The organism is Streptomyces azureus, from assembly GCF_001270025.1.
GTDB lineage: Bacteria > Actinomycetota > Actinomycetes > Streptomycetales > Streptomycetaceae > Streptomyces > Streptomyces azureus.
The window spans coordinates 23660-29659 of record NZ_DF968495.1; the positions used below are offsets into that span (position 1 = coordinate 23660).

Below are 6000 nucleotides of genomic sequence, written 5' to 3' on the forward strand. Positions count from 1 at the left end.
GCCATGGGCCGGTGATGTCAGTCGGCGGCCTCACGCAGCGCCTCGTTGATGTCGCTCAGTGCGCCGGTCAGCCGGGTGTAGGGCGAGGTGACGCTCGCCGCCGATGCCGCAAGCAGACGCCCGGGTCCGCCACGGTCGGCGGATCCGGGCGTTGCGAGGTGCCGCATCAGACTGGGGCCGGGCCGCTTCCGAGCCCGTCGTTACCTGAGATACGCGGCCAGCGGGAGGCCCTGTCGGCGCACATCACCGGCGACGAGCCCGGCGACCTGCTGCGCGCCGTAGGTTTCGAAGTGGGTGCGGTCGTTGCAGAAGAAAGCGCCCACGGGACCCGATCCGAAGTCGCCGTTGTGCGGGCAGAAGCGCAGACTGTTGTAACGCGAGACGCTGAGCGTGTGCAGGTCGATGACCGGCGCTCCGGTCGCGGATCCGGCGGCGAAGGTCTCGTTGACGAAGCCGCGGTTCTTGGTCGCCGTGCCGCCGGAGCAGGTGATGGCGGCCACCGGGGTGAGCAGCACCGGGTGCGCTCCCCGGGCCAGGGCCGCCTTCACCATCATGGTCATCAGCTGCTGGTACCGGGCGGGGCCGACGTGTCGTGGGCAGGTCGAGGAGGAGTCGTTGATGCCGAACTGGATGAACAGGTAGTCGCCTGCCTTCATCCCGGTGCTCGCGTTCAGCATCGCCTGCCAGCGTGACGAGTACGTGTTGGACGTGAGGCGGCACTCGCCGTCGGAGCCCTTGGTGCTGCTCACGTTCCCTTCGTACAGCCAGGTCTGGATGCTGCGGCCTCCCACGGCTTGGTTCCTGACCGTCACGTCGCTGTTGAACAGGGCGTCGAACTGGCTGCCCCAGCCGACCGGGCAACGGGCCGAGCCCGGGTTGGCCATGGTGGAGTCGCCGGCCAGCCACACCGTGACCGGCGCGGCCGCCGCTCGTGCGGCCGGGGCCTCGGCGCGGGAGGCGCCGGTGCAGTTCGCCGCGACGCTGTCGGCCGCCGAGACGGCGCTGACGCCGAGGCTCGACAAGGCGATCACCAGTGCGGTCGTGACGAGTATCCGAAGTTTCTTCATCAGTCCATCAGGTCCTTCCCACAGACGGGCACCACCGGGCGTCGGTCAGCGCAGGTACGCGGCCAGGGGCAGGCGCTGTTCCCGGATGCTCTGGAGCACCAGCCCGCCCATCTGCGACGCGCCGTACTGCGAGAAGTGGGTGTTGTCCGTGACACCGTCGACGGAGGAGCGCAGGAAGAGCTGCGCGGAGGCGGACGGGCCGAGGGACTCCACCAGCGTCTTGCTCTTGGTGGTCAGGTCGATCACCGGCACGTTCTGCGCCGTGCCGAGCGAGCGCATCTCGGCGGGCAGGTTCACGCCCACGCCGTTGACGTGCAGCGCCGTTGGCGTGAGCCGGTTGCCGTTGAACTGCCGGCGGACCGGCGGGGTCACCAGGACCGGGACGCCGCCCTTCGCACGGACCTGCGTGATCATGGACGTGAGGTTGCTCCGGAAGGCGGACGCGCTGGTCTGCTTGTCGTTGTGGCCGAACTGGATGAGGACCGCGTCGTTCGCCCTGACCTTCGACAGCAGGGCCGGGAAGAGCGCCGAGTTGTTCCGGAAGCTGCCCGAACTCTCCCCGGAATCGGCGTAGTTGGCGATGACCGCACCGGGACGCACGGCAGGCGTGATCATCTGACCCCACCCGGTGTACGGGGCGGTCGTCTGGTCGCACACGGTGGAGTCACCGGCCAGGTAGGCGACCATCGGCTGGGTCGCCGGCTTCACCGAGACGGCCGAGACCTGGGGGTTGGAGCCCGTGAACCGGATGTCCAGACCGGGGTTGCCGTTGCCGCCCTGGCCGGTCGGCTGCCCCTCCGGCTGCCGCACGTTGACCGTGAACGAGTACGTGGCGACGGCACCGGCCGCCGTCTTCGTCGCCGGAAGCATCAGCCGCCGGGCCTCCACCCACATCTCGGTCTGCCCGTCGGAGGTGCCGCCACCGACGGAGACCGTCACGTCGTAGTTGCCGGGTGAGACCGCGTAGTGACACTTGACCGGCGCGGTGCCGGAGCAACCGGCAGGCAGAGCCCGCACGGCGGCATCGGCATGCGCCGCCCCGGTGCCGACCAGCATCGCAAGGGTCAGCAGGCCCGCTGCCCCCAGCCGGGCCCCATGCCGTCCGGAGCGTGTTAGTGACATGCTCATTTCAATCACCAATCCCATCCTTGACCGAGTCGATACGCGGGTTGAGGTCGACGGCCCGTCACTCAGGCCTGGGTGAAGCCGTTCATGATGACGGTGGGCCGCTGCGTGGAGGAGTCCCAGGCACCCATGTTGTAGCCGGTGAACGGGGACATGCACTCCGGCTCCCAGTAGAAGATGCCCTGCCCGCCGTTGGCCTTCAGCGCCTTGGTGTAGGCGACCAGCGCTGCCTGGGTGGAGGAGGCCCTGTCCACCCGGCCGCCGAACTCGCTCTGCAGGAACGGCTTGCCGTAGGCGGCGGAGATCTTCCGCATGTTCCCCACGATGCCGGGGGCGACGTCGGCGCTGCCGTAGGAGGAGAACACCGACATGTCCCACTTGCCGCCGTTGGCCGCGAAGCGGCTGAAGAACGTCGTCATCACGTCGTACTTCTGCGGCTGGGCCAGGTGGATGCACACGACCGAGTTCGGTGACACCGCCTTGACCTGGGTGTACGCCGCGTTGAGCAGCCCGGTCATCTGCGCCGGGTTGGAGACGCTGCCGACGGGGCGGCAGATCCCGCTGTTGATCTCGTTGCCGATCTGCACCCAGGTGGGGAGCACGTCGTTGTTCTTCATGACCGTCATGGTCTGGTTCACGTACGTGCTCATCGCGGTGAGCATCTGGCTGTAGCTCATGTTCCGCCAGGCGGCGGGCGGGTTCTGCACACCGACGGAGTTCCAGGTGTCGCCGAACATGTAGTCGAGCATGATCGACATGCCGGCGGCCTTGACCCGTTTGGCGAAGGCGGCGACCTCGTTGATGCCGCAGTGCCCGTCGGTCGGGCTGCTGGAGGGATTGACGAACGTGCGCAACCGCACGGCGGTGATGCCGTACCCCTTGAGAATGGTCAGCAGGTCCTGCCTCTGACCGCTCGCGTTCTTCCAGGAGTAGCCGCGCGCCTCCATCTGCGGCACCCAGCTGATGTCGACGCCTTTGACGAAGCCCGCGGCGGCGTTGGCCGGCGTCTCGAGTTCGGCGAGCGCGGCGGCGGTGGCGATCGCCCCGGCGGTGGCGGTGGTGGCCTTGAGCAGGATCCTGCGGCTGATCCGCCCGGAGCCGGATGCCTGGGTGGGGTGCATGGTCGCTCCTTCCTCCTCGCCGGCCGCGCGTGAGTCGTGGCGGCCGACGGGAGGTTGGTCGTGGGGGGCGGTGTTCCAGGGTTTGGTGCGGGTGAGTGGGGCGGTGGGTCGCCGTAGGAGGGGTTTCGCGCCGATACGGCGGAGCCGCTCATACCGAGGGCGCCGTTGCGCACCTCGGCCGCGGCGGGTTCACAGCGAGCCAGCCCTCCCCCGCCCCTGATCGGCCGCCCATGCGGTGGAGCATGGGCGGCCGAGCGGGGCGGGGTTCAGGGCGTGAAGGCGGTGGGCCGTGGAGCCGCCGGCATGGCGTTGCCGATGAAGAAGCTCGGGTGCGGGGGCTGGTTGTACGCCGTGTTCTGCCAGGCCAGAGCCGTACGGTACTGGGTGTCGTGGAGCAGGGTCGTGATGCGGGTGTTCGTCTGGTGCGGTGTGGAGTAGATCCGCAGGGCCCTGTTGTCCGACGTCGGCCAGATGACCTCTTCACGCCAGTCTCCGAGGATGTCTCCGGAAAGGGACGGCGTGGCCTTCGTCCCGTTGTTGGAGTGGACGCCGGAGCCGGTCAGCAGTCGGGTGTCGCCCGAGGTGCCGTACTTGTCGATGCGGGTGCCGTCGAGGAGTTCGCGCACGGGGTCGCCGTCCCACCAGCTGACGAAGTTCATGCTGGACGGCTCCCGGCCCAGGGAGGCGCCGGTCGCCGAGCGCAAGGTGGTGTCGGTGGCCGACCATGCCTCGGCACCCGGGCTGCCGGCGTGGACGTCGGCGGCGACCCCGCGACCGTTGTCCGAGCCGGAGGCCGTACGCCACAGGATCTGGCCGGTGCGCGCGTCGGCCATCCACGAGCCGGGCTGGCTGGAGCTTTCCGAGACCTTGAAGTACTCCAGGCCCGCGCGGGACGGGTTGAGGTCCCCGACGTGACCGGCGTCGCCGTGGCCCAGCCTGGTGGTCCACAGCCCGGAGCCGTTGTCGTCCACGGTCATCGCGCCGTAGACGATCTCGTCCTTGCCGTCGTTGTCGACGTCGGCGACGGACAGGCTGTGGTTGCCCTGGCCGTCGTAGCCCTTGCCGCTGTTGGTGGAGGAGGCGGTGTCGAAGGTCCAGCGACGGGTGAAGGCACCGTTTCGCCAGTCCCAGGCGGCGATGACGCTGCGGGTGTAGTAGCCGCGCGCCATGATCAGCGAAGGGCGGGAGCCGTCGAGGTAGGCCGTTCCGGCCAGGAAGCGGTCGACACGGTTGCCGTAGTTGTCGCCCCAGGAGGAGACGTTGCCCCGGCCCGGGACGTAGTCGACGGTCCCCATCGCCTTGCCGGTCTGCCCGTTGAACATCGTCAGGTACTCGGGGCCGGAGAGCACATAGCCGCTGGAGTTGCGGTGGTCGGCCGACGAGCTGCCGATCACCGCGCCCGTGCCGTCCCGGGTGCCGTCGGCGGTCTTCATGGCGACCTCGGCCTTGCCGTCGCCGTCGTAGTCGTACACCTGGAACTGTGTGTAGTGGGCGCCAGAGCGGATGTTGCGGCCCAGGTCGATGCGCCACAGCCGGGTGCCGTCGAGCTTGATGCCGTCGACGATGGTGTTGCCGGTGTAGCCGGACTGGGCGTTGTCCTTGGCGTTGGTGGGATACCACTTCAGGACCAGGTCGAGCCTGCCGTCGCCGTCCAGGTCGCCGAGACTGGCGTCGTTGGCCTCGTAGGTGTACGCCGAGTTGCCCGGAGCGGTGCCTCCGGCCGGCGGCGAGATCGGTACGTCCAGGTAACCCGACCGGAACTGCGACGCGCGCTCGGAAGGGGCCTGCTCGGTGCCGTTCACCACCGGGCGCACCGTGTAGTCGGCGGAGTCCTGGGCGCCGGAGTCGAAGTAGTTCGTGGAGCCGGTGATCGGCGAGGGGTTGAGCTTGGTGGCGCCGCGGTAGACGTTGAACGCCACGTCGTTCGGGTCGGTGGCCAGCCAGCGCCACGACACCAGGTTCCCGCTGCTGGTGTGGACACTGGTCAGTCCCCGGTCGAGGCGCTCCACCTGTCGCGCGGTCGCGGCCTCCGCGGTCTGGGGCAGCACGGTGAGCGCGGAGGCGGCCAGCGCGACGGCGGCGGCGAGAACGCCTGCCACACGGCCGCCCGAGGCTCGGCGGATTCTTCGTGGACGCGGCGCCGTGCGGGGGCGCGGGTGGGAGCCGGTCACAGTGACCTCCGGTGTGGGGGATGTGCATGCCTGGTGGTGGATCACGGGGTGGTGGCCGTCGGGGTGCCATCCCCGCGGAGGGATCCGCGTTTCATGGTCATGAGGCTCCTTGCCCTCCACCCGATGTGGGGTCCGGGAACGGGGGCAGTTGTCGGCGATGACTGTGCCGGGTGGACGGTGCCGGACAGGCCCGGGAGTTCACGCAGAAAGAATCAGTACCTCCTGGCAGGTCCCGTACCGGCATCCGCTGTGGGACGGCACGAGCAGCGAAGCGCCCGTCGTGGAGCCGGCGACCGAGCGCCTCGCTGTCCGCGTTCGTGGATGATCAGGGGAGGGCCGTCGTGCACGCCATCGAGTGGCGTGATCATGACAGTCTTGCCTGTCTGACGATCCTGACGTGCGGGAACGTCACGCCGGGTTGCGGAGCGGTTGCTCCTCAGCCCAGCGCGGCTTCCCACCTGGTGTTGGAGCCGGCCGCGTCGGCCGGGAGGCGGTCCCGTGCGGCGGTGTCGCCGT

5 protein-coding genes are annotated in these 6000 nt (G+C 69.3%); all 5 read right to left on the reverse strand.

What is annotated here, in order from left to right:
* Nucleotides 1–17 precede the first annotated feature (17 nt).
* Nucleotides 18–167 (reverse strand): hypothetical protein, encoded by a 150-nt coding sequence (locus AOQ53_RS45095; RefSeq protein WP_167745806.1) that lies wholly within the window; start codon nucleotides 165–167, stop codon nucleotides 18–20.
* Between the two features lie 33 nt (nucleotides 168–200).
* Nucleotides 201–1067, reverse strand: coding sequence for a GDSL-type esterase/lipase family protein (locus AOQ53_RS37475; RefSeq protein WP_059424299.1), 867 nt, complete (start codon nucleotides 1065–1067; stop codon nucleotides 201–203).
* A gap of 45 nt (nucleotides 1068–1112) precedes the next feature.
* The gene (locus AOQ53_RS37480) at nucleotides 1113–2195 is read right to left on the reverse strand and encodes a rhamnogalacturonan acetylesterase (protein ID WP_236711948.1); all 1083 of its coding nucleotides are present in this window, start codon (nucleotides 2193–2195) and stop codon (nucleotides 1113–1115) included.
* A 62-nt stretch (nucleotides 2196–2257) separates the two neighbouring features.
* Nucleotides 2258–3313 (reverse strand): glycosyl hydrolase 53 family protein, encoded by a 1056-nt coding sequence (locus AOQ53_RS37485; RefSeq protein ID WP_059424301.1) that lies wholly within the window; start codon nucleotides 3311–3313, stop codon nucleotides 2258–2260.
* Nucleotides 3314–3579: 266 nt separating this feature from the next.
* Nucleotides 3580–5436: a rhamnogalacturonan lyase gene (locus tag AOQ53_RS37490; RefSeq protein WP_059424312.1), complete on the reverse strand. Its 1857-nt coding sequence runs from the start codon at nucleotides 5434–5436 to the stop codon at nucleotides 3580–3582.
* Nucleotides 5437–6000: the final 564 nt, after the last annotated feature.

Bases quoted from the DNA above. Each gene is read 5' to 3' on its own strand.
- AOQ53_RS45095 (WP_167745806.1), bottom strand. From the start codon at position 167: ATGCGGCACCTCGCAACGCCCGGATCCGCCGACCGTGGCGGACCCGGG.
- AOQ53_RS37475 (WP_059424299.1), bottom strand. From the start codon at position 1,067: ATGAAGAAACTTCGGATACTCGTCACGACCGCACTGGTGATCGCCTTG.
- AOQ53_RS37480 (WP_236711948.1), bottom strand. From the start codon at position 2,195: ATGAGCATGTCACTAACACGCTCCGGACGGCATGGGGCCCGGCTGGGG.
- AOQ53_RS37485 (WP_059424301.1), bottom strand. From the start codon at position 3,313: ATGCACCCCACCCAGGCATCCGGCTCCGGGCGGATCAGCCGCAGGATC.